This window comes from Bacillus sp. FSL W7-1360 (genome assembly GCF_038592975.1).
Lineage (GTDB): Bacteria > Bacillota > Bacilli > Bacillales > Bacillaceae_D > Shouchella > Shouchella lonarensis.
Window position 1 is genome coordinate 2,403,853 of sequence record NZ_CP151950.1, and the last position, 24,825, is coordinate 2,428,677.

The following is a 24,825-nucleotide window of genomic DNA, read 5'->3' on the forward strand; positions in this document are numbered from 1 at the left end:
GAAATGACGAAGAAAAAAGCGGTTCTTGCTGAGAAACCATCTGTGGCACGAGACTTGGCGCGTGTGCTCGGTTGTACACAAAAAGGCCCCGGTTGTTTAGAAGGCAAAGAGTATGTGGTGACGTGGGGACTAGGGCATCTTGTGACCCATGCGGATCCGGAACATTACGGCGAACAATATCGTACGTGGCAACTTGATCAGTTACCGATGTTGCCAAAACAATTAGATCTGGTCGTTATTCAGCAAACATCGAAACAATTTCAAGCAGTAAAGAAGGTTTTACATCGCTCCGATGTGTCAGAAGTCATTATTGCGACCGATGCAGGACGAGAAGGTGAGTTGGTTGCCCGCTGGATTTTAGCAAAAGCCCGGGTCAACAAGCCAACGAAGCGGTTGTGGATCTCGTCGGTGACAGATAAGGCCATTCGGGCAGGGTTTGAAAAGCTTCGCGATGGGAAGCAGTACGAGAACTTATACCGGGCCGCGGAAGCGCGTGCGGAAGCTGATTGGTATGTTGGGATTAACGGGACGCGCGCACTCACGACAAAACACAATGCGCAGCTTTCGTGTGGACGTGTGCAAACGCCGACGCTTGCAATGGTTGCAGCTCGGGAAGAGGAAATTCGTGCCTTTGTGCCAAAATCATTTGCACGTGTGCGTGTGCATACATCGTGCGGCACGCCGTTCACCTATTATGATCAGTCGTCTGGTGATGAGCGCATGTTTGATAAGGCGCAAGTGCAAGCAGTAAAGAAGAAGTTGCAGTCAGAAACGCTCACCGTGCAGCGCGTGCAGGCCAAAAAGAAGCAGTCAGCGCCACCGCCGCTCTATGATTTGACGACGTTACAATGTGATGCAAATGAGCGGTTCGGTTTTTCAGCAAAAGAGACGCTGCAAACGTTGCAGCGGTTATATGAACAACATAAAGCGGTTACGTATCCGCGTACTGATTCACGCTATTTAACAAACGACATGCTTGATACGTTACCGGAAAGATTGCAAGCAATTGATGTCCAACCGTTCCGAAAAACGGTGTCGCAGGCGAAGAAGAGTGGACTGGTCGAGGCGAAAAAACAAATGATTAATGACGCCAAAGTATCGGATCATCATGCACTCATTCCGACTGAACAATCAGTGTCGATTCGGGCATTGAGTGAGAAAGAATATAAAATTTATGACATGATTGTCCGGCGTTTTCTCTTGAATTTCTTCCCGCCAAGTGTAAGTGAGCAAACATCCGTTGAGGCAGAGGCGGCCGGATTGCCTTTACGTATGAAAGGAGAGCGCCTCGTTGCCCCTGGTTGGCGGGCGCATACAGAAACCACTGCTCAAGCGTCAAGCGATTTACCAGAATTGAGAGAGGGAGAGACAAAAGTCATTGTCCGCGTAGAACAAACAGAAGGTGAGACAAGTCCTCCCCCGCACTTTCATGAAGGAACGTTGCTTGCAGCAATGGAAAATCCGGCGAAATACCTAGGGAGCGATGATGCGAATTTGAAAAAAACCCTTGTCGCTGCCGGGGGCATTGGAACGGTTGCCACACGTGCCGACATCATCGAGAAGCTGTTTGCCAGTTTCTTATTGGAGAAAAAAGGTCGAGCACTCTCTATTACATCAAAAGGGAAACAATTGCTTGAACTGGTTCCAGCCGAGTTAAAATCCCCTGCATTGACGGCAGAGTGGGAGCGGCGGCTTGAGTCCATTGTGCAAGGAAAAGAGCAAAAGGCGACATTCATTGCTGACATGAAAAACTATGCGGCACAAGTCGTGACGCAAGTGAAATCTGACACAAAAACGTTCCGTCATGACAACAAAACAGGCGAAAAATGTCCAGAATGCGGAAAGTTTTTGTTAGAAGTGAATGGCAAGAAAGGGAAGATGCGTGTTTGCCAAGATCGGACGTGTGGATTTAAGAAAAACATTGCCCGAGTGACGAATGCGCGCTGTCCGAAATGTAAAAAGAAACTTGAGTTGCGTGGTCAAGGCGACGGCCAAGTATTTGCCTGTGTGTGTGGTCACCGTGAGAAAAAAGCGCAGTTTGAGGAGCGCCGTAAAGAGCGAGGAAAAAATGTGTCGAAGCGTGACGTGCATAAGTATATGCAAAAGCAAAACAAAGAAGATTCGTTTGCGAACTCAGCGCTTGCTGAGCAGTTGGCGAAATTGAAATTAAAACAAGATGAATAAATACGAGGATGCGTGTGCTTTTCTGTTGGTTAATGGAATAGCACACGTGTTTTTTACGCAAAACGCGATCATGGTGGCGCGTATTGAATGACCATTCGACACAATTCGTTTATATTAGTCGTTTACATCAAGAAAAAAACCGCGTAACATGTAAATTGGAGAGGGAGAAGCGAAAATATTCGGATAGAAATGTGGGGAATTAATGATGAAAAAAAACCAGCTATCTTTTACAGATGCAGATTTTGATTTAGATATTGAGACGAGCAGTCATAACATGGCAAGTGACGGTGAGCTAGATACTTTGACGATTACAAAAACTGTGACGAAATTGAAGACGAAGGCGACGTGTGGATGCACGTCGAAAGCAACATGTACATGTAATTGTACATCAATATGTACATCAATGTGCCCATTCGAAGGCGGTAACAAGTAATCATCTCTTTGCTCTCCCTCTCCCCTCTATTTTACAACTAGCTGATAAACCTAAAACCACGGGAACAAGAAAGGGAGAATTGTTTTGACTCAGCCGACTTACAAAGTCATGCACCCATTTATGTACCGATTACCTATGCGTTCACTTCAATATTTAGATCGTGTGACGAACATAGACGAGCAAAAGATGACCAAAAAAGACGCAATCAAAATGTTAGTTGATGATGATATGAAAGAAGCGATCCGGGTCGCCAGTCCAACTTTATTTGAAGCGTTAGCGCAACTAGATCATAAGACGGGTAAGGAGCTTAACCATATTTTTGATTCCATCTTAAAATATTATATTCGGATGTGTTCTCGACCGACGCCGTTTGGGTTGTTCTCTTCAGTAGGAGTTGGAAACTTAAGGATGGACAAGCAAAACTTGGCGATGGCGTTACCTACAGAAGCAGGGAAATGTCACTACCGATTTAGTTATGAATGGCTATACGCGCTTGTTAAAGAGTTAGAAAGAGACATAGAGACATTCAAACAATTGCGCGTATGTGCCAATCAGCTCATTACAGAAACAAAAGAAAAATACCATTTAAGCTTTTACCCCGACAGGTCATCACAGAAAAATGCCAACATAGAAGAAGCGTCTATCCGTAAGACAGCTTTAGTGTCATTTATTTTAAGCGAAACAACGTCTGAACGATGTGTCAGCGATATCATCACAGCGATTCAAGCACACCAAGATGTGTCAGAGGAGAAAATTGTTGCTTTTTTACAGCGACTTGTAGAAAAAGACTTTTTACTTTCTGATTTGCGTCTTTCTCTATCTGTGCCGAGACCTATAGAAAAGTTGCATGCTCGGATAACAGAAGTGAATCAAAACATCCATCATCATTTTGCTCAATTATATAAAAAGGTGCAGTTAGTTAATGAGCGGGGCGTGTTTGAGGAGACGCAATATCAATACTTGACAGAGATGATGAAGGCAATCGTTCCTGCACGAGAGTATTTACATATGGATCGATACTTTGAACAAAAAGACATGTCACTTCCGATGGGGGAAATGGAAGCGACACTTTCTAATTTAGTTGACTGGTATGTTAAATTGGCACCAGTTTTAACACAACAAGCGCCACATATGGATGTTTATTACCAGCAATTTGTCGACCGTTATGGTTTTAATCATGCAATCAATGTGAAGACATTACTTGAAGATCAAACACAACTTGGACCCCCGCCAACGTATACGGTTCCACGTGGACAGCTTGATGCCGTCTTTGCGGAGAGATCCCAAGTCCATACGAAAGAGTCGACGTTTTTGCGTGAGCTGTTGTACGAAGCGTTGTTACATGGGAAAGAAGAGATTGACTTAATGAATGTCGATGTGCCTGCGTTTCCGTCTGTTAGTCAGTCAATACGAGGAAGTTTCGATATATACGCGGCACTCTATGCTGAAAATGAGGAAGCGTTACAAAAGGGCAATTATCGCTTGTATCCATCTGGAAATGAGTTGTCCCCAGGTGCCGGGAAAACATTTGGACGTTTTTTAGACTTATTTCCTGAAGAACAACATGAGATTCGTGCAATGGTTTGTCATGAGGAGTCTGCACTGTACTCAGATAAATTATTAGTAAATGTTAACATCCATCCGGCAAAATTGAAAGCAAGGAATGTCATGCACGCAGAGAATGATTTTCCTTATGAGCTTAGTCTATCATCTATGAGTAATCCCGAAAAACAAGAAATAACGTTAGATGACTTGTATGTATACGCATCTAATGGACGATTTCATTTGTTTTCTAAGTCGCATCAGCGTGAAATTGTGCCGCTGACTGCTCATATGGTGAATCATCAATATCACATGCCAAATATTTATCGGTTTTTATTTGAAGCCGCAGCATATAGGACATTTTCTCTTACTAGTTTCCATTGGGGAGAATCGGCAAGTATGCCGTATGTGCCTCGGGTTGTTGCTGGTAAGGCAGTGCTTTCTCCGGCAACGTGGCATATGTCGTTTGCACCTGAAAAAGAAGACATCGATACGTTTATCACACAGTTTTTTGCTCACTATCGCGTGCCTCGTTATTTTAAATGTGTAGATCATGACCATTTCTTATTAATTGATACACATTCCAAGACGATGATGTCTCTGTTTAAGAGAGAATTGAGAAAGAAAAAGAAATTGCGCTTATGTGAGGCACCGGAGATGACATATGAAAGCATTGTATACGACCAGAACGGCGCAGGGTATGCAAATGAGTTCATTTTCTCTGTATTTATCAATGATATGAAAGAAACGCCGCATGCGGATGTACATGCTTATTATGCTGAAAACGAACGCCAAAAAGTGCTCGGATCAGAATGGCTGTCAGTGAAGCTATATTACACAAGAGATGCAAAAGAAACTGTTTTGTTACAGCTGGAAGAAAGCCTCGTATCGCAAGCGGATGAGTGGTTTTATATTTTGTATACTGATCCGTTGCCACATATTCGTTTACGTATGAAGGTAAAAGATCAAAAAAGGTTAGTTCAAATTGTACAATCTCTTCACGACTTTTTCGAAAGGTTGCGGGGGGAAGGGCAGCTACAAACAATCATATATGAGCCGTATATGCAAGAGATTGAAAGATATGGGGGTGTCACGCTTATACAAATGGCTGAATCGATTTTTTGTGCAGATAGCGCACTCATTATGCCTTTATACGAGCACTGGGCAAAACAAACGTCTTTTAAGAAAGAAGATGTTGCGTTGTTTACAGCCTCTCATATGTTATCCAGTTTTTTAACAGCAGATCGTTTATATAAATGGTTGCAGCAGCATGTAGAGGTAACGAAGGACACCTATAAATCATATCGAACATTGCATAAAAATCGTCGCGATGCGTATGATGAGGCTGTTTTATATGTAGAGAGACATTGTTCACAACAATTGAGTGATTTAACGAGGAAAGTGCGTGCTTATGCCGAATATATGAGTAAGGAACGTGGTGTGTCACAAAATTATCGAAACGATATCATCCTCTCATTTTTGCATATGCATTTAAATCGTTACGGGATTCATGGACAAGACGAGCATCAGTTATTACAATTTCTCTTGTTTAAGGAAAAAGAGGCATTTTTTAAGCAACGGGCGCTAGAAATGACAACAAGATGAGGGGGCGGCTAGATGATGCGTACGTTAGATCATTATGAGAAACGGGCACGTGCTTTTGGAGAACAATTGGCTGATATGGGGGCATTAAAGTCTCTGATAGATGGTGAATCACAACAATATCCAGCGCATATCCAACACTTATTTTATCACTTCTCGTATGTTGATATTGGAAATGGTGTGGTTGGTCACTGCTTGTATTTAGCGGAAATGGATCAACGTTTTCCAGGAGCGGGTTATGACGGCATTGCGCATCATTTATTGCAGCAAGTGATCAACAGTCATACATTGCCCCATATAGATGACCCAGGACTATGGAGTGGTTTGGCGGGAATTTGTTTTACAATTGCGGCGCTCTCAAAAAACGGCACAAGATATACAAGTGTATTGCATCAGCTGCACCAAAAGTTACATGTACTAACTAGCGATAAACTTGTCGAAGCGGAGGAGCATTTAGCAGTACAACAAGTAAAGATGCCGGACTACGACCTTATGGGAGGGCTGGCAGGGACGGCGCTTTATTTGATAGAGGCTAGTGTACAGGATGCAAGGCTTCGTTCATTGTCACAACAAGTGCTTGATTATTTGTGTCGTTTAGCGATGGGGACAAAAGATGTGAATGGTGTGCAAGTGCCGGCATGGCATATCGCGGCAGAAAACCAATTTTTAGAAGAGGAAAAGGTCATGTACCCTGAAGGGAACGTGAATCTTGGTATTTCTCATGGGATTACGGGCGTACTTTGCGCCCTCTTAAGGGCGAAAAAGATAGAGATATATCATAGTCAATTGCTACATGACGCGGTGCGAACACTTTCTGATTGGCTCGTGTCGCGTCATGAACGATCAGCAAATGGACAACTTTGTTGGGAAAAGCGACCGCCACTCTCTTCATTTGCGCAGGACAATAAGCGTCAAGTCGCAGCAAATGTCAGTTGGTGTTATGGTGACCCAATGATTGCAAAAACGCTTTGGGATGCTGGTGATGTGTTAAAAGACAAAGGTTTGCAAGATTTTGCACTAGATTGTTTTAAATCACTACAGCCAACGTTTCATCAGCCTGGTTTAATCGCTCCAACATATTGCCATGGTATTGCTGGCACACTTCACGTTGTGGATGCAATGTATAAGAAAACAGCGGACACGTATTTTGCGGACATCTCCGAGCAATTGCAAAAGATGCTTAATGATGATTATGAAGAAAATACGGTGTTTGGTTTCCGTGATGTGGAAGAGATGAATCAAGCGCGTTTTACTTTTCAAAAACCGGGATTGTTGACGGGGGCGGCTGGTATTTATTTGACATTATTGTCAGTGAACGAGCCTTCTACGTGTACAGGATGGGAGCGGTTATTTGCTGTTGATTGACCATGTTTATGATGAATCGTGTGCGAGAAGTGACGCCCGTTCGATTCATGATGTGGGACGCTCGCTTCTCTATTTTGCAGTAGGTAGGAGATAAATATGAATAAACATCATCTTTTAAAGTTACTTAGGCTCGTAGATTGGCCAAAAAAGTTAATCGTTTTTACGATGTTGCTAGCGATTGTGACGGCGGTTCTCGGATTGTCAATCCCGATATTAACGAAAAATGTCATTGACGCCTTTTCTACAGAGACGTTAGAGATGACGGCTGTCTTTTGGCTTGCAGCTGTGTTTTTGTTAAATGCGATATTAGGCGGTATCTCGTATTATATGTTGCGTTATATAGGTGAATATACAATTTGTTGTTTGCGCGATAAAATGTGGGACCATGTCCTGAGGCTCCCTGTCCGTTATTTTGATCAGCATGAAACTGGACAAACGGTCAGTCGTCTAACAGGGGATGTGTCGACGATGAACAGTTTTGTTTCGCAGGAAGTACCCGATTTTTTGACACAAATACTTGTTGTCATTGGTGCTGTTGTCATGTTGTTTGTGCAAGACTGGCAGTTGACGTTGGCAATGCTTGCTTCTGTGCCGGTTCTAATGCTTGTTATTTTGCCTGTAGGGAAGTTTACGTACGCCATTTCTCAAAAAACGCAGACGGAAATGGCGCGTTTTATTGGAATGCTGAGTCGTTCTTTAAGTGAGATTAGGCTTGTGAAAAGTCATAGTGCAGAAAACAAAGAATATAAACGGGTAATGGGGTCTGTACAAGACTTATTTAAGTTGAATTTAAAAGCAGCTAAGATTCAAGCCATTGTTTCTCCAGTTGTGATGGCGACAATTATGCTCATTTTACTTGTGCTTGTAGGCTATGGGGGATTGCGTCTTGCGAATGGGACGATCACACCGGGTACTTTTGTGGCAGTCGTGTTCTATTTAGTCCAAGCGATTTTCCCAATTACAGCGATTGTGACGTTCTTTACGCAATATAAAGCGACAGCGGGTGCAACGGAGAGACTATACGAAATTTATGCAATGCCTCAAGAAGAAATGAATGTGAATGACACGCCATCCCCTTTGGAGGAAGGAAAGTTAGCTGTACAGCACTTGTCGTTCGCTTACAATGAGAAACAACCCGTGCTAAAGGATGTCTCCTTTACAGTCAAGCCAAATAGAATGATGGCAATTGTCGGTCCTTCTGGTTCAGGGAAAACGACGCTCTTTCAACTCATTGAGCGTATGTATGAAACACCTGTTGGCGCCATTGCTTATAATGGCTTGCCAATTATGGAATTGCCACTGGCAAACTGGCGTAAAGTCATTGGGTATGTCATGCAAGACAGTGCAGTGATGAATGGGACAATCCGTGATAATATTTTGTACGGGATAGAAGATGAAGAAGAAGTAGAAGAGAGTCAAATGATTGCGTACGCAAAATTAGCCAACGCGCATGATTTTATTGTTTCTTTTCCTGATGGTTACGACACGGAGGTAGGCGAACGTGGGGTAAAACTATCAGGAGGGCAGAAGCAACGGATCGCAATTGCGCGTGCTTTCATGATCAACCCCAAAATTTTACTTCTTGATGAGGCAACGGCGAATTTAGACAGTGAGAGTGAACGAATGGTGCAAGAGGCGATGTACAAACTGATGGAGGGGCGTACAACGATCGTCATTGCTCACAGATTGTCGACCATTCGTGATGCCGATCAAATTGTTTTCTTAGATAAAGGAGAAGTGACAGGAATTGGGAAGCATCATGAGCTTATGCAGACACACGCGAAGTACCGTGACTTTGTTCGTGAACAAAGTCTAAAAGATCAACAGGATGTAAGCTGATGAGGTGGGATGATGAATCTTTTTCCGTATCAATGGAATATGAATAAGGTGACAGGCGGCGGAAAAAGCTACGTGGCTTCATCTTGCTCGAGTCAAGTTAAAGTAGCGCTAATTGATAGTGGCATTGATGTAAATCATCCAGATTTGCAGCATGCCGTTTCCGTGGAGGAATCGAGGAGTTTTATCGGTCAAGTAGAAGATTTTCAAGACAACGTAGGGCATGGGACGATGGTTGCTGGCATTATTGCAGCAAATGGGGTTTTGAAGGGCGTTGCGCCACACGCATCACTTGTTGCTTGCAAGATCACAAATACAACTGAGTTTGTTGTTGAAAAAGTCATTGCTGCGATTGAACATGCCGTGATGATGCAAGTGGATGTGATTAATTTAAGTTTATCTACGTTTAAGTCTTTATCAGCAACGACAAGTGCCGCGTTGTCATCGACCTTAAGACAAGCTGTTGATGAAGGGATTTTCGTTGTTGGCTCGGCAGGGAATGAAAATGCTTACTTGAATCAAGTGACAGATCCCTTTACTGGGGTAACACTTGTTGCAGCGACGAATCGTTCTGGAGTGAAAAGCTCGTACTCTAACTATGGTGCAGTGGCATATAGTGCGCCAGGTGGAGAGTGGCTTACGCCGACGTCTGATGAAGGGTGTATTTTAACTACCTACCCACAGTCTCTTGTGGAAATGCGGTCGCTAAGTGAAAATATCGGTTTGCCTGCTGGATACGGACCAATGTGTGGGACAAGTTTAGCAGCGGCACATGTGACGGGTGTAGCAGCGGTCATTATTGGACAATTAAAGCAATGGAAGCAGTGTCGTCCGACGATTGCTTGCGTACACAAATATTTGAAAAAAGGGTGTCAACGTCATGAAGAAGCCGTCTCTCTCGGATATGGGGAAGTCAATGCGTATGCGGCTTTAGAAGCGCTTGCGCGTGATCGGGCTGGTTTGCAGCACCAATAAGAAAGAGGACCCGATCTTCCGAGCCCTCTTCTTTGTATGCATTATTTTTTTGAAATGTTCTCAAGCAATTCTTTCACATCAATGCCGCTTGAGGCTTTCAGTGATTGTTGGAGTGTGGCCATTAAGTCCGTTGCGTAGCCAGTAACTTTGTTAGCGCCACTACCACTTTCACCGCCGGAACCACCAGTGTCAACAACAGTAATTTGATCAATGTTAGAAAGTGGTGCTGCTACTTCTTTGGCGTAAGCTGGGAGCATTTCTAAAATCATGCTTAAGCGAGCTGCCTCTCCATATTGCTCAAATGCTTCAGCGATCTTTTCTTTCGCTTCGGCTTCGGCGAGTCCTTTAAGACGGATAATATCGGCTTCGGACTCTCCGCGCGCTCGGACGGCTTCTGCTTCAGCTAAACCATCGACACGCACACGTTCGGCATCGGCTTTGGCAAGTGCTTCCACCCGATACTGTTCCGCGTCGGCTTCAGCAAACTGTCTACTCTTTTGTGCAGCGGCAGATTGTTCTACAGCGTAACGGTCTGCATCGGCTTTTTTCTTCACCTCTGCGTCGTATTGACGCTCACGTCGTGCAATCTCTTTTTCTTCCAACTCAATTTGCTTTTGTCGTTCAATAATTTGAATTTGCATTTGTTGTTCAGTGACTTCTTGTTTCGAACGGGCTTCTTGTAGGTGGTACGATTGGTCAGCAAGGGCTTTGGCGCGTTCTTGTTCACCGCGATATTCAGCAACCTTTAATTGGTTCGTCTTTTCTGATTCGGCAATTTCGGTCGCGCGTTCAAGTTCGGCACGTTTCGCTTGTGTATTGGCATCTGCTTGGCGAATGCGTGTTTCTTTTTCAGCTTCAGCTGTGGCAATGTCGGCATCACGTTTTACTTGAGCAATACGTGGCTTTCCAAGTGATTCAAGGTAACCATTTGTGTCGCGTAAGTCTTTAATCGTAAAAGAAACGATAATGAGCCCCATTTTGGCTAAGTCTTGTGAAGCGACTTTTTGTACTTCTTGAGAAAAGCGTTCACGGTTTTTATAAATCTCCTCGACGGTCATTGAACCGAGGATTGAACGCAGATGCCCTTCAAGTACCTCTTTTGCTTCTTGTTCACGATCTTCACGGCTTTTCCCTAGAAACTGCTCAGCAGCTGTCGCAATTTCACCGATTGAGCCCCCAATTTTAATAATGGCAGTACCGTCGGCAATGACAGGAACACCTTGTTCTGTGTATACTTCTGGTGTTTGTACATCTAGTTTACTAGATAAAAGCGAGAGAGGTTTAGCTTGTTGGAAGACGGGCATGACGAAAGTACCGCCGCCACGGACGATTTTAATTTTATTTCCTGCTTCATCCATATTGACATTGCGTCCACCTAAATAACTGCCGGTGACAATCAGTGCCTCGTCTGGTCCAGCTGTTCGGTAACGGGCAATGAATACACCAATAAGTACGAGTAAAATAGCAAGCACACTAGCGATGACTATAATGATTTCAGTTGTCATAGAAAAACCTCCAAATTAATTTGATAAAATGTCTAAATCAAGGGTAGATACGTAGGCGACGCCTTGCGACATTTTGACAATCACAACTTGTGTACCCGCAGGAAGGGAGACTCCCTCTACTGCTGTTGCCGTTTTTGCAATCATCCCACTATCACTTTTTAATAGCACTTCACCAAATCCGTCGTGTGGAATGGCTGTAATAATCTCGCCACTTCTCCCTTCTAAATCTTTTTCATGATAAGTATTAGACTCTTCTGCATTGTTGAGCGGTGTAAGGACAAATATGTGCAAGCAGCTAGAGAGAACGAGTGCGACAAGAAGTGAAATCCCAGCGATAGGCAAACTTGTTAGTGGGGAAAAACGTTCTAATAAGTACGCACATGCGGCAAAGAAACTTGTAAATGATAGGATGACTGTTGGTGAAAGCCAACTGTCTAAAACTGAGAATATCCCTTCTAAAATGTCAGAGAGTAGCACGTAAAGGATGGTTAGCCCTCCGCTTACGAGTAGCAAAATGAGATACATCGTCTCCAACGCCATGAAATCCTCCTCCTTTAACCAAATTGTACATCATGGTTGTGATTGCCGGTGTTTTATTTACGATTGTACATTCATTTAAGTTTCATTTTAGCAATAAAATTGTTTTGCTTAAAAGGATAACCACTGTTCCATTGGCAGAGTCAATTTTTTGCAAAGTAAAAGAGAGGCCTAATGACATATTAGGTCCCCTCTTACAACGATATAGGGATCAGTCTAACTTCTGTAATGGTTCTTTCGCCGGACCTTCAATGACTTCACCACGATACGTATAGCGTGAACCGTGGCAAGGACAGTCCCATGTAAGATCGGCATGGTTCCAGTTACATTCGCAGCCAAGATGTGTGCATGTTGTATCCACAAGATGAATTTCATCATTTTCATCACGAAAGGCACCTGCCTTTTTCCCTTTATATTTGACGACCGCCCCTTGTCCTCGGTCTAGTTCTTTTAAATCTTCAACAGGTCCGCGCAGTTTGCCAGACAGCCAATGCTTTGCGATGTCAAACCCTTCTTTTAAAAAGACGCGAATGCTTGGATCGGCATGAAAGCGCATGGGATCAAATAATTCGCGGTACAAGCTATTGCCTTCGAGAATCAAGTCAGACAGTACCCTGGCGGCGGCTGTTCCCCCAGTCATGCCCCATTTCTTATAACCCGTCGCAACAAGTACGTGTGGTTGGAGCGGTGAGAGTGGACCAACATACGGGACATGATCTAAGGTGGATAAATCTTGGGCAGACCATTCGCAGACAACATCTGCGCCGGGAAATGTTTCTTTTGCAAAAGTGTTTAAGGCATCGTAATGGTGGCGTGCGTCGCCCCCTTGACCGGCTTTATGGGTTTCACCGCTAACAAGCACGTGATCAATATTATTTATTGTGACTTGTCGGAGCGAGCGCGTAGGTTGCTCAACATTCATATACATGCCCCCTGGCCACGCCAAAGATGTTTTTGCAGCGACAACATATGCGCGTTCCGCTTTCAGGCGAGACATATAAAAGCCCCCCCCATCAATGAACGGAAAGTGGGTCGCACAAACGATCGTTTGTGCGTGGATGCGCGCGCCACTTTTTGTGAGGATAGCAGTTGTATCTGCACCCTTGTCTTTTTCAACTTTTTCACAGGCAGTTTGTTCAAAAATTTGCGCCCCTTGTTCTGTCATATACTGGCACAAATGAGCGATATAATGAATTGGGTGAAATTGCGCTTGGTTTGCTACTTTGATTGCAGCACGTGCACCAAGAGCAACGGGTGTGTCGGTCACCCATTCACCAGGGAGTTCGAGTGTTTGATACGCTTCCCATTCCCGTCTTAGTCGATGTTCACCGTGATGCGTCGTGGCGTATAAATAGGCATCTTCATTCGTAAAGTCACAGGAAATGCTTTCCTTTTCGATCAATTGGCGCATGTAAGTGAGTGCCTCATCTTGCGCTTGATAATATTGTTTGGCTTCTTTTTGTCCAAGATTTGCAAGCAATTCATCATAAATGAGACCGTGTTGTGTCGTGATTTTTGCTGTTGTATGACCTGTTGTCCCGCCACCGATACGCCCCGCATCTAGTAGTGCTACTTTTTTGCGTGCTTTGGTAAGCAAAAAAGCGGTTGTTACGCCGGTGATGCCGCCACCGATAATTGCGACATCAACGTGGATGTCTGCTTGTAGTGTCTCGTACGTGGGCATTTCAAGATGTTTTTGCCATAAGGATGTGAGTGTGTGGTGTTCATTTTTCATCAACTTGTCCCCTCCGTTTTAATCGTCTATCATTACGATGGACAAGTTTTGTTTTTTTTATGACAATAAGTCGGTTATTTTATAGAATGCTAGTTTTTTATCATCTCAGTTATTTACAATTGTGCAGGAGATAAGGTACGCTATAGGAAGGTTACATGTGGTATTTTGGCAAGAAGAGTATAGGGCGTTTGACGTCTTAGAGAGGGGTACATTTCACGTGAAGAGACAAGCAGAGAATGGCTTATTGCTGTCGTGGACAATTGCGCTTGTGGCCACAGGTGGCTCGCTTTATTTTTCCGACATTCGTCAATTTGAACCGTGTGTGCTATGTTGGTATCAACGAATTTTTATGTATCCGCTTGTTCTTTTGTTAGCCATCGGTTTTGCACGTAAAGATGCGTCTGTTGCGATTTATGCGGCTGTGTTATCAGGCATTGGTTTTTGTATTTCTACATATCATTATATGATTCAAAAGTTGCCTGTTGCTGACGATGTTGTCATGAGTTGTGGACGAATCCCGTGCACGGGTGCGTATATTAACTGGCTTGGATTCATCACAATTCCTTTTTTAGCTGGTGCTGCTTTTTTAATGATCTTTTTATTAAGTTTGTACGTGATACGAATGAGGAAGGGGTAGAAGCAGATGAAAAAGTTGTTATTTATTGGAGGGGCCGTGTTGTTGCTCTTTATCGTGTTGGTGGTTTTGCAAAACATTAGCCAAAATAAACAGTTGGCAGACAATAAATTATACGATAAAGACGATTTACACCCAGAGACCGTGAAGCAACTGAGCGATAAAAATTACCAAAATGTCATTATGCCAGATGCATTGGAGAAAAAGTTGTCAACGGAATCGGACGTCGTCGTTTATTTCTTTTCACCAACTTGTCCGGCTTGCCAACAATCGACCGCACCACTGATGGAAGCTGCTGAGTTAGAAGGTGTCCACATTGATCAATATAATTTGCTCGAGTATGAAAAGGGCTGGGAAGACTACCACATTGAGGCAACCCCAACGATTGTATATTTTAAGGATGGAGAAGAAGTCGATAGGTTAAAGGGAGTAGGGGATGTAACAGCATTTCAAACGTTTTTAAAGCAAACGAAGTAAAACAACCGATGTAGGGAGCATTCTTTAGTTACGGGACTGCTCCTTGCATATGTTGTTCATATATGTTACGATTATTTTTTGAAAACACAGGAACGCTTTTTGTACGAGTGTGAAGTGAAAAAGGTTGTAAGCGAAGGCTGTCTTGATGCGAGAAGCGTGCCTTGTTTCCCGCTTTTGGCATCTGGACAGTCTTTTAAGTGCATAAGTGTTTCAATTTAAATATAGGGAGTTTTTAGCACTTGGTAAACTTTGAACAATTTGGATTAGGTAAAGATGTTGTGGATGCAGTAACAAAAATTGGTTTTACAGAAGCAACACCGATTCAAGAACAAACAATTAAACTGGTGTTGGCTGGGCAAGACGTTATTGGACAGGCGCAAACAGGGACAGGAAAAACAGGCGCGTTTGGGATTCCACTTGTTGATCGCGTGGATGTTGCCGATGCAACGGTTCAAGGATTGGTTTTGGCTCCGACACGGGAATTAGCGAGTCAAGTTGAACAAGCACTTAAGGCGTTTGGACGTGTAAAAGGTGTGCGGACGACGGTGGTATACGGGGGAGAAGACTTTGGGAAGCAGCTTCGTTCATTGAAGCAGCGTCCACACATTGTTGTGGCGACACCAGGACGATTAATGGACCATATGCGTCGCAAAACCATCTCCTTATCGGATGTTCAAACGGTTGTGTTAGATGAAGCCGATGAAATGTTAAATATGGGTTTCATTGAAGACATTGAGACAATCTTAGCAGCAACGCCCGAAGAGACGCGTCAAACGTTGTTATTCTCTGCAACGATGCCGCGCCGTATGGAGTCATTAGCTGGAAAATTTATGAAGAATCCACAACGTGTGTCAGTGAAATCAAAAGAAGTCACAATGGAAAATATTGCACAGCAATATATTGAAGTCCATGAACGAGAAAAATTTGATGTGTTTTGTCGGTTGCTTGACTTGGAGACACCAGAGCTTGCAATTGTTTTCGGACGGACGAAGCGACGCGTCGATGAATTAGGAGAAGCACTTGTAAAGCGTGGTTACCGTGCAGAAGGCTTACACGGTGATTTAAATCAGGCAAAGCGAAACAGTATTTTGCGTAAATTTAAAGAAGGACTCATTGATGTACTTGTGGCGACAGATGTTGCTGCGCGTGGTCTTGATATTAGTGGGGTTTCGCACGTATTTAACTTTGATTTGCCGCAAGATCCAGAAAGCTATGTACACCGAATTGGTCGGACAGGTCGTGCGGGGCGTTCGGGGATTGCCATTACCTTGATGACTGGACCTGAGCGTGACCATTTGAAATTGATCGAACACGTCTCTAAAAAGCGGATGACAAAGCGTCCAAAGCCGACACACGAGGAGGCGCTTGCGGGACAAAAGCAAGAAGCACTTAATCAGTTACGTGCGCTAGCTGCAGAAGGTGAGCAAGCTGAATATCGTGCGAGTGCAAAAGCATTGTTGCAAGAAACAGATGCAATTACAGCACTATCTGTAGCGCTCAAGTTAATGACAAAAGAACCAGATCAAACACCGGTAAAATTAACAAGCGAATCACCATTACGTTCTAGAAAACGTCCCGGTTCAAGTGGCGGGAACCGTGGTGGAAGCCGTGAGCAGCGTGGTCCGCGCAGTGATCGACGCCCTTGGCCACAAAAGCGTGGGCGTGATGACCGTCGTGGAAAATGGAAAAGTAGTGGTGGCGGTCGTCGGAGTGGTTCGAAACATCCATCTTAATGGGTGTTTGCACAAAATAAGGATGAGGCTTCTTTTAAAGAGGCTTTGTCCAATTTTGTGCGACTTGTGGTTGTCGTATGTAGAAAGCGTATACGAAAACAAATAAGTGAGTATTTTTATGGCAATTTGGTGTTTTTTCGCTGGAATTTGAAACCAGTACTTGTTTCAATCCGTAAATCGAGAAGAAGTACATAAATATGGAGAGGATGAAAAGTATGAAACGAACAGCAGAGCGTGTGCTCGGGATTATTGGTTTGGTGTTATTTGTGATTGGGGGAGGACTACTTGCTATGTCAGTTCCTCAGCAGCAGTCGGGTCAACTGGAAGAGGCGATTATAGAACAGCTTTCTAAGGGATCAGAGGGGCAAGAGTTGACAGCAGACGATTATGAGTTGGCGGAATTTTTTGCTGAACTACCATATGGCACATTTGCACTAGCCTCATTTATTGCTGCGGTTGCAGGCCTTGTTGCTGTGATTATTGTCAGTAAGAAGCCAGTCATATCTGGTGTATTATTTTTAGCAATGATTGTTATTTATGGACTAATGGTTGGTCTTTGGATGTTTCTTTTATCATTCTTGCCAATTATTATGTATCTCATTGCCGGTATCATGTCACTTGTGCGTAGAGGTTCAAAAGATTCAGCATCGTTACAAGAATAGTATTTGACTCAGTAGTTTTCTCCTGGACAGTAGGTACTTTAGGGAATTCGTGTATGAATCTCTGAGTCAAACGAAAATGGCGGCGCGCTAATTGATCAAAAAAATGAATAAACAATGGGAGGGTGAAAAGTATGAAACGAACAGCAGAACGTGCGCTCGGAATTATCGGTTTGATTTTGTTTGTTCTTGGGGGGCTTGCCTTTGCCGGAATAAGTGCTATACAGCAATCAGGAGAACCAGATGATTTTGTTAAAGGGTTTACAGAGGCTTGGGAGGAAGAAGAAGGGGAAGAAGTGCCTGATGAAGTCAAGACCGGTGTTGAATTTTTCGCCGAACGTCCATATGGTACATATGCGCTCGCCTCATTTATTGCGGCTATCGCGGGTCTCGTTTCAGCGATTGTTATTAAGAAAAACGCCATCCTTTCGGGTATTTTATTTTTAGGTGGGGTTGTTGTTTATGGCTTGTTGGTAAATGTCTTTTTAATGATCTTGCTGCCATTAATCCCTATGATCCTGTATCTTATCGCAGGGATGATGGCGCTCGTTCGCAAAGCCCCACAAGAAACGCTGTGATCATGTGTAACCGCCTAATGATAGGCGGTTTTCTTTTTTATGTGTGTGGTAATTGACACCATCCCACAATTCACTTACACTAACATTAGATGACTAGTTGTTAGGTGAGTGAAAATATTGCTACATGCAGATCGACGTATTGGTAGGCAAGCGCTCATGCTTGTGTTAGATGAGGACGCTCGGGCAGAAGTGATTCAAAAACAAGGTTGGATTGGCTGTGTGGGTAAAGTCGGTTCCATGGACGCGCATAAAGTTGTAGCAGCAATTGAAACCGCTGCCAAGCGCGAAGGGGTGATCGGTGAGGATCGTTACCGTGAAGGTCATGCGTTATACCATGCAATATTGGAAGCGCTTCAAGGTGTGACGCGTGGATCATTGCAGCTTGGTTCTGTGTTGCGGACAGTGGGGCTTCGTTTTGCGGTTTTACGTGGCAATCCGTATGAGAATACGGAAGAGGGCGATTGGTTAGCTGTTGCGCTATACGGCACGATTGGTGCCCCAGTCAAAGGGTTAGAGCACGAGGCAATTGGTTTAGGAATTAACCATATATAAAATAGACATGCCTATAGATACGAGTGGTAAGGAGGCTGTAGCGAGGATTATGTGTTGTTCGCTAGAGTCTTTTTTGTATGGAAGACAAAGAAAGGGTGGAGTGAATGATTCATTTAGACGGCAATACGTTAACGTTGGAAAAAATGAAAGCGATTTTATTCTCTGGGGAAAAGGTTGCACTTAGTGAGGAAAGCATTGCTAAGGTGAAGCAAAGTCGCTTGATGGTCGAGCGTATTGTGGCAGAAGGGGAGATTGTATATGGCATTACGACTGGTTTTGGAAAATTTAGTGATGTCCGGATTGAGGCCGAAGATGTCGCTGCTTTGCAAAAGAATTTAATTTTGTCTCATGCGTGTGGGGTTGGGCCATTATTTTCTAAAACCATTACCCGGGCAATGATGGTGTTACGGGCAAATGCATTAGCGAAGGGGTTCTCTGGTGTGCGGCTAAGTTTATTAGAGAAACTCATTGAACTCGTAAATAAAGAAGTATATCCATGTGTGCCGCAACAAGGCTCTTTAGGAGCGAGTGGCGACTTAGCGCCGTTATCACATTTGGCACTTGTGCTCATGGGTGAGGGAGAAGTGATGTACCAAGGAGAACAACTAGAAACAAAAGTGTGTTTTGCACGTCTTAGTATTGCGCCGATTGTACTTGAAGCAAAAGAAGGCTTGGCACTCATTAATGGCACACAGGCGATGACGGCGGTCGGCGTCGTTGCTTACTTAGAAGCAGCGTGTCTATTTAAACAATCCGAGCTGATTGCGGCGATAACAATGGAAGGCTTACACGGCATTATGGATGCATTTGATCCACTTGTGCATGAGGCGCGTGGTTATCCGGAGCAGATTGCTGTGGCAGCACGGATGCGGGCCCATTTAGAAGGGAGCAAGCTTGTGAGCGTGCAAGGGGAGAAGCGTGTGCAAGATGCCTATACGTTGCGCTGCATTCCGCAAATTCATGGGGCAACGGCGCAGACGCTTACTTACGTTAAAGACAAGCTGACGATTGAAATGAACGCGGCGACTGATAACCCACTCATTTTTGCGAACGAAGGAAAAGTGATTTCTGGTGGCAATTTTCACGGACAACCGATTGCATTTGCCATGGATTATTTGGCGATTGCGATGGCAGAGCTTGCAAGTGTGTCAGAGCGGCGGATTGAGCGACTTGTGAATCCGCAGTTAAACGACTTACCACCGTTTTTAAGTGCAGCGCCCGGCTTGCAGTCTGGGGCAATGATTATGCAGTACGTTGCCGCCGCGCTCGTATCTGAAAATAAAACGTTTGCGCACCCAGCAAGTGTCGATTCGATCCCGTCTTCCGCAAACCAAGAAGACCATGTGAGTATGGGCACGATTGGGGCGCGGCACGCTTATCAAGTGATTGAAAACGTTCGGCGCGTGTATGCCATTGAAGCGATTTGTGCGCTGCAAGCAGTGGACATTCGTGGTGCGCATAAAATGGCACCAGTGACACATGCGTTCTACACTGCTGCACGCCATGTTGTTCCGTTTATTGATGGCGATCGCGTATTTTCCAAAGATATTGAAGCGATGACTGCTTGGCTGCACGCAGCAGTTCAGGAGCCAGGAAAGGTGATGGCAAACGAAGTGAGAGGGTCTTGAACCCTCTTTCCGCTTGGAAGAAAGTTTTCTAGAGAAAATTTATGTAGAACTTTTTCCTGTATTCGTTTAAAATAACAGAAACAGTCATTTATTTTTTATTTAGGGGGTTGGGCATATGGGCAAACCTATACAACTCAAGTATGTCTTTTTGTTTGTGATGCCATCTTTAGTAGGGATATTCTTATTTATGACGCCTCTTCCGGATGATAAGGAAGGGATCTTGCTCCCAGTAACCATTGCTGCAAAGTGGCTGCAAGGACAACTCGGTGAAAGCGTCATCATCAGCATTGTTACGTGGCTCATGGTAGGGGGAGCGCTCGTGACGTTGATCACGACATTATTCAAACCACGTATGATCACGGAGAATAAGTTTTATCATGGTTTGTTTGTGACCACGATACCATGGTTGGTTGTACGTATCATTGGTGCACTGTTTGCGGTGCTTGTTTCTTATGGAATTGGACCTGAGTTTCTTTTAGATGAAGGGACAGGGGCTTTGCTTTTGAAAGGTTTATTGCCATTTTTGTTTGCGATATTTTTATTTGCTGGGCTACTGATGCCGCTGTTGTTGAATTTTGGATTGATGGAATTCATTGGCATGTTGTTGCGCAAATTTATGCGCCCGTTGTTCCGCTTGCCAGGTCGCGCTTCTGTTGATACGATGGCGTCGTGGGTTGGAGATGGCACTGTTGGGATTATGTTGTCTGATCAACAATATCGGGCAGGAGCATATACAGAACGTGAAGCAGCAATTGTTGCATCGACATTTTCAGTTGTATCGATTACCTTTAGCATTTATATTTTATCGGAACTAAATATTAGCCATTTATTTTGGTCATTCTTTCTGACATTGTTTGTTGCTGGACTAATTGCGGCGTTCATTATGCCCCGTATTCCTCCGCTATCCCGTAAAAAAGATGTATATATTGATGGTTCGCCACGTCGACCAGAACCAGCTGTAAAAGGTGTATTTTCAGCAGGGCTTGCCGCGGCGACCGCACGTGCAGCAGAAAATGCTGATGTAGGTAAAAATGTAAAGAGCGGTATTTCTAATGTACTTGGGCTTTGGCTAGGCGTATTGCCAGTCGTTATGGCAATTGGAACACTTGCCACGATTGCAGCAGAGTACACACCGTTATTTGAATGGCTCGGTATGCCGTTTATTCCTCTGCTTGAGTGGATGAATGTGCCGCAAGCTGCTGAAGCGAGTCAAACATTGCTCGTTGGATTTACAGATATGTTGCTACCTACCATTATGGCTGGGACCTTTGGGATTACAAACGAATTCACACTTTTTGTCATCGCGACATTGTCTGTTTCGCAGCTCATTTATATGTCCGAGACAGGTGGCGTGTTAATTGCTGCAAAAATACCGGTAAGTTTTTTAGATTGTGTGTGGATTTTCTTATTACGAACGGTCATCACACTACCAATTATTGTGTTAATGGCACATTTACTGTTGTAGAATAAAATAGGAGCCTCGCTTGCCGAGGCTTCACATATTTCTTGTAAGAAAGGTGTGACTAACGATGTCGTATATGATGATCTCATTTATTCTATACTTATTATTGATGTTATGGATTGGTTGGTACGGCTATAAAAAGACAGTGAATCACGCGGACTATGCTTTGGGAGGACGGGCACTTTCACCAGCAACAGCGGCACTTAGTGCGGGTGCATCGGATATGAGTGGCTGGCTCATGTTAGGGTTACCAGGATCCATGTATTGGATGGGGCTGAGCGCAGGCTGGATGGCTGTCGGTTTAATGATCGGTGCATATTTAAACTGGCTCTACTTGGCGCCTAGATTGCGGACGTTCACAGAAGTGGCCAATAATTCAATTACCATTCCATCATTTTTAGAAAATCGTTTTGCAGACCGGGCAAAAATGTTGCGGATGATGTCTGGTGTCATCATCATTTTATTTTTCACAATGTATGTTTCTGCGACGATGGTTGCCGGTGGTACGGTATTCACAACCATACTCGATGTGAATTATCATACAGGATTATGGATTGTTGCGGGTGTCACGATTTTTTATACATTTTTTGGTGGATTTTTAGCTGTTAGTTGGACAGATGTTGTGCAAGGTGCGATCATGCTTTTAGCGCTCGTGCTTGTACCGATTGTACTCATATTAAATTTAAATGGACCGACGGAAACAATAACGGCGATGCAAACACTTGACCCGAAATTGCTGGATATTTGGCGCGGAACATCGGTGGTTGGTGTGATCTCGTTATTAGCATGGGGGCTCGGTTATTTTGGTCAACCGCATATTATTGTACGGTTTATGGCAATGAGGACGGCAAAAGACGCAAAACCAGGACGACGAATTGGGATGACGTGGATGATCATTTCTATGATTGGTGCAATGATTAGTGGTTTGCTTGGGCATGTATATTTATCGAGCCGAGGCATCTCTTTTGACAGTAAAGAAGAGGCTGAGCGCGTGTTTGTGCTGTTGGGAGACATTTTGTTTCATCCCCTCATTACAGGATTTATTTTTTGTGCGATTATTGCTGCGGTGATGAGTACGATCTCATCCCAGTTACTGGTGACTTCAAGTTCATTGACAGAAGACTTATATAAAGTGTTGCGTCAACGCACACCATCAGAAAAAGAACTTGTGTATATCGGACGGGCGGCAGTTGTCGCTGTTGCGGTGGTGGCACTCCTGTTTGCATGGGAACAAAATAAGACGATTTTAGATCTCGTCGGTCACGCGTGGGCAGGCTTCGGTGCAGCGTTTGGACCGCTCATGTTGCTTAGTCTTTATTGGAAGCGAATGACAAAATGGGGAGCGCTTGCTGGGATGGTTGTTGGTGCTGTAACGGTCATCGCGTGGGTGTTTGCTGGTTTAGACAAGCAATTGTATGAAATTGTCCCTGGTTTTATTGCAAGTAGCGTTGCCATCTATATTGTAAGCCTGTGCACGAAAAAAGACGAGACAGTGACAGAAGGGTTTCATACATTTTTACGGGTATTTAAAGAAGAGAAGTAGAACAAATCTAGCGCTTTAAGAGGCGCTAGATTTTTTTCAGTAGGCAAAAATTGTGATATAGTAAGAGCGGAAGGAGTGAGGGAAATGGCGAAGTTATTCATTGTCATCGGTGCGTTTGTGATGGCACTGGCTATTGCGATTGGCGCGTTTGGCGCGCATGGATTAGAAGGGCGTATTAGTGAGCGGATGTTGAAAAACTATCAGACCGGTGTTCTATACCACATGATTCATGGCATTGGCTTACTGGCAACTGGCATACTTGCCTGGAAATTAGGGACGAGCGGGATGTTTAGTGGCGCAGGATGGGCATTTATCGTAGGGATCGTCTTATTTTCAGGGAGTTTGTATGTAATGGCGCTGACGGATTTACGTGTGCTTGGGGCGATTACGCCAATAGGCGGTTTAGCTTTTATTGCTGGTTGGGTATTGCTCGGGCTGGCAGTAATGAGAGAGATGGCTTGATAGAGGGTAGAATCTAGTCGCTTGAGATAGAAGAGAAAGAAGTAACCGAGATGAGTGAAGGGGGTCGGTTACTTCTTTTGTTTTATTAGCTAGACTTTTTCTCGCGCCAATCTTCTTGCTTGTCCAATGCAAGCTCGCATTGATCTGGTTTTGGTAGTTCTCGTAACAACGGTTGTGTCAGCCAATAAAGCGAGATAACGATGAGTGAAGCACCAGCACCAATAAACGTATATGTGGAGTCGAATTGCGCACCAATGAAGCCTCCGAGAAGTGAACCGAGTGGGGCTGAAATGGCAGAGGCACTCATCATGAGCGACATGACACGCCCGAGCAATCGCTCCTCAATACAGCGCTGGAAGATGGCGACGGCCATCACATTCGTCGCACCGATGATGGTCGTACTAAATCCGGTTAAGATAATGGAGACAACGGCTGAAGGAACGATTGCTGCTGTAATCCATGTTAACCCACAAATGATGAAGCCAATAACCGTGACTTTTCCAAGTCTAAAACGGCTAAGCGTGTTGGCGCTTACAGTACCGAGTAAAATACCAACAGAAATCGCGGCCATATAGGCACCGTACAATCCGCCGCTGCCCTTTTGTTCGGCGATACTTGGTAAATTGACCATAAAGGCCATGAGGCAGGCGTTGGCGACAATCCCACTTACCATGATTCGCGGAATCAGTGTGCTTTTCGCATAAGTCATCCCTTCTTTCAGATCAGTTTTATAGGTGCGGAAAATCGTGCCAAAGTTTTTCTTTCCGGTAGGTAATTTGCGAGTTTTGGTGAGTTTTAAGCGTGAAAATAAGAAAGTGGTCATTAAATATAAAAATGCGTTCATAAATAGAAACAACGGTGCGTCAGTAAAAATTAATAAAGCGCCGCCAATGCCCATGAATAGAATATCTGTCCCTTGGTAGGCGAAAGCCATGTACGAGTTTGCTTTCATGAGCTCGTTTTTTTCTACAATACGCGGCAATAGTGCATTTTGAGCCGGATAGGCAAATTCATTTGTACAAGAAGTGATGAACATAATAAGGAGTAACCAGTGTACGGTCAATAAATCAAAGTAATAGAGTGTTGGAATGAATAATAGGAGCACGAATTGTAGAAATTGTGTCGTAATCAAAACCGCTTTTAAGTTGGCACGGTCAATATATGGTCCTGTTAAGAATTGAAAAGCGGTTGGAATCATCGTTAAAAAACCCGCAATTCCTGTATACACCGTGCTGCCTGTTAATTGGAAGGTGAGCCACATCGCAATAATTGCATAAAGGCTATCACCAATGTTACTAAATAACCTGCCGGAAAATAAAAACCAGAAATTAGACTGCTTCATCATGCACCTCTCTTTTTCCATTGATATTGCATACAGTTTTA

The 24,825-nt window shown here is 44.0% G+C and carries 20 protein-coding genes; 16 read left to right on the top strand and 4 right to left on the bottom strand.

Going from position 1 to position 24,825, the window contains the following annotated elements:
* The first annotated feature begins 3 nt into the window (after window positions 1–3).
* The 6 genes from NSQ26_RS12480 to NSQ26_RS12505 all read left to right on the top strand — a co-directional run bounded on the left by NSQ26_RS12480 (window position 4) and on the right by NSQ26_RS12505 (window position 9,937).
* Window positions 4–2,184 carry a DNA topoisomerase III gene (locus tag NSQ26_RS12480; protein WP_499718376.1) on the top strand — a complete coding sequence of 727 codons (2,181 nt, stop codon included), beginning with the start codon at window positions 4–6 and terminating at the stop codon, window positions 2,182–2,184.
* Between the two features lie 205 nt (window positions 2,185–2,389).
* Complete coding sequence (locus NSQ26_RS12485; protein ID WP_090774622.1) at window positions 2,390–2,617, top strand: hypothetical protein; 228 nt, start codon at window positions 2,390–2,392, stop codon at window positions 2,615–2,617.
* Window positions 2,618–2,701: 84 nt separating this feature from the next.
* Window positions 2,702–5,764 (top strand): lantibiotic dehydratase, encoded by a 3,063-nt coding sequence (locus NSQ26_RS12490; RefSeq protein ID WP_499718377.1) that lies wholly within the window; start codon window positions 2,702–2,704, stop codon window positions 5,762–5,764.
* Window positions 5,765–5,776: 12 nt separating this feature from the next.
* Window positions 5,777–7,126: a lanthionine synthetase C family protein gene (locus NSQ26_RS12495; RefSeq protein ID WP_499718378.1), complete on the top strand. Its 1,350-nt coding sequence runs from the start codon at window positions 5,777–5,779 to the stop codon at window positions 7,124–7,126.
* 96 nt (window positions 7,127–7,222) lie between these two features.
* Window positions 7,223–8,965: an ABC transporter ATP-binding protein gene (locus NSQ26_RS12500; protein WP_499718379.1), complete on the top strand. Its 1,743-nt coding sequence runs from the start codon at window positions 7,223–7,225 to the stop codon at window positions 8,963–8,965.
* Between the two features lie 12 nt (window positions 8,966–8,977).
* Complete coding sequence (locus NSQ26_RS12505) at window positions 8,978–9,937, top strand: S8 family peptidase (protein WP_499718380.1); 960 nt, start codon at window positions 8,978–8,980, stop codon at window positions 9,935–9,937.
* A 41-nt stretch (window positions 9,938–9,978) separates the two neighbouring features.
* Here the strand turns inward: NSQ26_RS12505 and floT are convergent, their stop codons facing one another.
* The 3 genes from floT to NSQ26_RS12520 form a co-directional block, all read right to left on the bottom strand.
* Complete coding sequence (gene floT, locus NSQ26_RS12510) at window positions 9,979–11,442, bottom strand: flotillin lipid rafts scaffold protein FloT (RefSeq protein WP_499718381.1); 1,464 nt, start codon at window positions 11,440–11,442, stop codon at window positions 9,979–9,981.
* A 15-nt stretch (window positions 11,443–11,457) separates the two neighbouring features.
* Window positions 11,458–11,982 carry an NfeD family membrane protein gene (locus NSQ26_RS12515; RefSeq protein ID WP_090774628.1) on the bottom strand — a complete coding sequence of 175 codons (525 nt, stop codon included), beginning with the start codon at window positions 11,980–11,982 and terminating at the stop codon, window positions 11,458–11,460.
* A 208-nt stretch (window positions 11,983–12,190) separates the two neighbouring features.
* Window positions 12,191–13,714: an FAD-dependent oxidoreductase gene (locus NSQ26_RS12520; RefSeq protein WP_499718382.1), complete on the bottom strand. Its 1,524-nt coding sequence runs from the start codon at window positions 13,712–13,714 to the stop codon at window positions 12,191–12,193.
* Window positions 13,715–13,931: 217 nt separating this feature from the next.
* On the opposite strand from NSQ26_RS12520, the gene NSQ26_RS12525 reads away from it, so the two are divergent.
* The 10 genes from NSQ26_RS12525 (at window position 13,932) to NSQ26_RS12570 (ending at window position 23,442) form a co-directional block, all read left to right on the top strand.
* Entirely contained in the window at window positions 13,932–14,351 is a 420-nt protein-coding gene (locus tag NSQ26_RS12525; protein ID WP_499718383.1) for a disulfide oxidoreductase, read from the top strand.
* A 6-nt stretch (window positions 14,352–14,357) separates the two neighbouring features.
* Entirely contained in the window at window positions 14,358–14,825 is a 468-nt protein-coding gene (locus NSQ26_RS12530; RefSeq protein ID WP_499718384.1) for a thioredoxin family protein, read from the top strand.
* Between the two features lie 239 nt (window positions 14,826–15,064).
* The gene (cshA, locus tag NSQ26_RS12535) at window positions 15,065–16,558 is read left to right on the top strand and encodes a degradosome RNA helicase CshA (protein WP_499718385.1); all 1,494 of its coding nucleotides are present in this window, start codon (window positions 15,065–15,067) and stop codon (window positions 16,556–16,558) included.
* 215 nt (window positions 16,559–16,773) lie between these two features.
* Entirely contained in the window at window positions 16,774–17,220 is a 447-nt protein-coding gene (locus NSQ26_RS12540; protein ID WP_499718386.1) for a DUF4064 domain-containing protein, read from the top strand.
* A gap of 131 nt (window positions 17,221–17,351) precedes the next feature.
* Window positions 17,352–17,795, top strand: a complete 444-nt coding sequence (locus NSQ26_RS12545; protein WP_499718387.1) for a DUF4064 domain-containing protein — start codon at window positions 17,352–17,354, stop codon at window positions 17,793–17,795.
* A gap of 114 nt (window positions 17,796–17,909) precedes the next feature.
* Entirely contained in the window at window positions 17,910–18,347 is a 438-nt protein-coding gene (hutP, locus tag NSQ26_RS12550; protein ID WP_090774857.1) for a histidine utilization transcription antiterminator HutP, read from the top strand.
* Window positions 18,348–18,451: 104 nt separating this feature from the next.
* Window positions 18,452–19,975: a histidine ammonia-lyase gene (gene hutH, locus NSQ26_RS12555; protein ID WP_499718388.1), complete on the top strand. Its 1,524-nt coding sequence runs from the start codon at window positions 18,452–18,454 to the stop codon at window positions 19,973–19,975.
* 115 nt (window positions 19,976–20,090) lie between these two features.
* Window positions 20,091–21,440: a YjiH family protein gene (locus NSQ26_RS12560; RefSeq protein ID WP_499718389.1), complete on the top strand. Its 1,350-nt coding sequence runs from the start codon at window positions 20,091–20,093 to the stop codon at window positions 21,438–21,440.
* A gap of 73 nt (window positions 21,441–21,513) precedes the next feature.
* Window positions 21,514–22,980, top strand: a complete 1,467-nt coding sequence (gene putP, locus NSQ26_RS12565; protein ID WP_499720072.1) for a sodium/proline symporter PutP — start codon at window positions 21,514–21,516, stop codon at window positions 22,978–22,980.
* An 84-nt stretch (window positions 22,981–23,064) separates the two neighbouring features.
* Complete coding sequence (locus tag NSQ26_RS12570) at window positions 23,065–23,442, top strand: DUF423 domain-containing protein (protein WP_090774638.1); 378 nt, start codon at window positions 23,065–23,067, stop codon at window positions 23,440–23,442.
* An 85-nt stretch (window positions 23,443–23,527) separates the two neighbouring features.
* Here NSQ26_RS12570 and NSQ26_RS12575 read toward each other — a convergent pair whose 3' ends face one another.
* On the bottom strand, window positions 23,528–24,784 hold the full coding sequence (locus NSQ26_RS12575; RefSeq protein WP_499718390.1) for an MFS transporter: 1,257 nt from the start codon (window positions 24,782–24,784) through the stop codon (window positions 23,528–23,530).
* Window positions 24,785–24,825: the final 41 nt, after the last annotated feature.

Bases quoted from the DNA above. Each gene is read 5' to 3' on its own strand.
- NSQ26_RS12485 (WP_090774622.1), top strand. From the start codon at position 2,390: ATGAAAAAAAACCAGCTATCTTTTACAGATGCAGATTTTGATTTAGAT.
- NSQ26_RS12505 (WP_499718380.1), top strand. From the start codon at position 8,978: ATGAATCTTTTTCCGTATCAATGGAATATGAATAAGGTGACAGGCGGC.
- NSQ26_RS12495 (WP_499718378.1), top strand. From the start codon at position 5,777: ATGATGCGTACGTTAGATCATTATGAGAAACGGGCACGTGCTTTTGGA.
- hutH (WP_499718388.1), top strand. From the start codon at position 18,452: ATGATTCATTTAGACGGCAATACGTTAACGTTGGAAAAAATGAAAGCG.
- NSQ26_RS12545 (WP_499718387.1), top strand. From the start codon at position 17,352: ATGAAACGAACAGCAGAACGTGCGCTCGGAATTATCGGTTTGATTTTG.
- NSQ26_RS12520 (WP_499718382.1), bottom strand. From the start codon at position 13,714: ATGAAAAATGAACACCACACACTCACATCCTTATGGCAAAAACATCTT.
- NSQ26_RS12560 (WP_499718389.1), top strand. From the start codon at position 20,091: ATGGGCAAACCTATACAACTCAAGTATGTCTTTTTGTTTGTGATGCCA.
- NSQ26_RS12570 (WP_090774638.1), top strand. From the start codon at position 23,065: ATGGCGAAGTTATTCATTGTCATCGGTGCGTTTGTGATGGCACTGGCT.
- NSQ26_RS12530 (WP_499718384.1), top strand. From the start codon at position 14,358: ATGAAAAAGTTGTTATTTATTGGAGGGGCCGTGTTGTTGCTCTTTATC.
- NSQ26_RS12480 (WP_499718376.1), top strand. From the start codon at position 4: ATGACGAAGAAAAAAGCGGTTCTTGCTGAGAAACCATCTGTGGCACGA.
- floT (WP_499718381.1), bottom strand. From the start codon at position 11,442: ATGACAACTGAAATCATTATAGTCATCGCTAGTGTGCTTGCTATTTTA.
- NSQ26_RS12540 (WP_499718386.1), top strand. From the start codon at position 16,774: ATGAAACGAACAGCAGAGCGTGTGCTCGGGATTATTGGTTTGGTGTTA.
- NSQ26_RS12575 (WP_499718390.1), bottom strand. From the start codon at position 24,784: ATGAAGCAGTCTAATTTCTGGTTTTTATTTTCCGGCAGGTTATTTAGT.
- NSQ26_RS12500 (WP_499718379.1), top strand. From the start codon at position 7,223: ATGAATAAACATCATCTTTTAAAGTTACTTAGGCTCGTAGATTGGCCA.
- NSQ26_RS12515 (WP_090774628.1), bottom strand. From the start codon at position 11,982: ATGGCGTTGGAGACGATGTATCTCATTTTGCTACTCGTAAGCGGAGGG.
- putP (WP_499720072.1), top strand. From the start codon at position 21,514: ATGATGATCTCATTTATTCTATACTTATTATTGATGTTATGGATTGGT.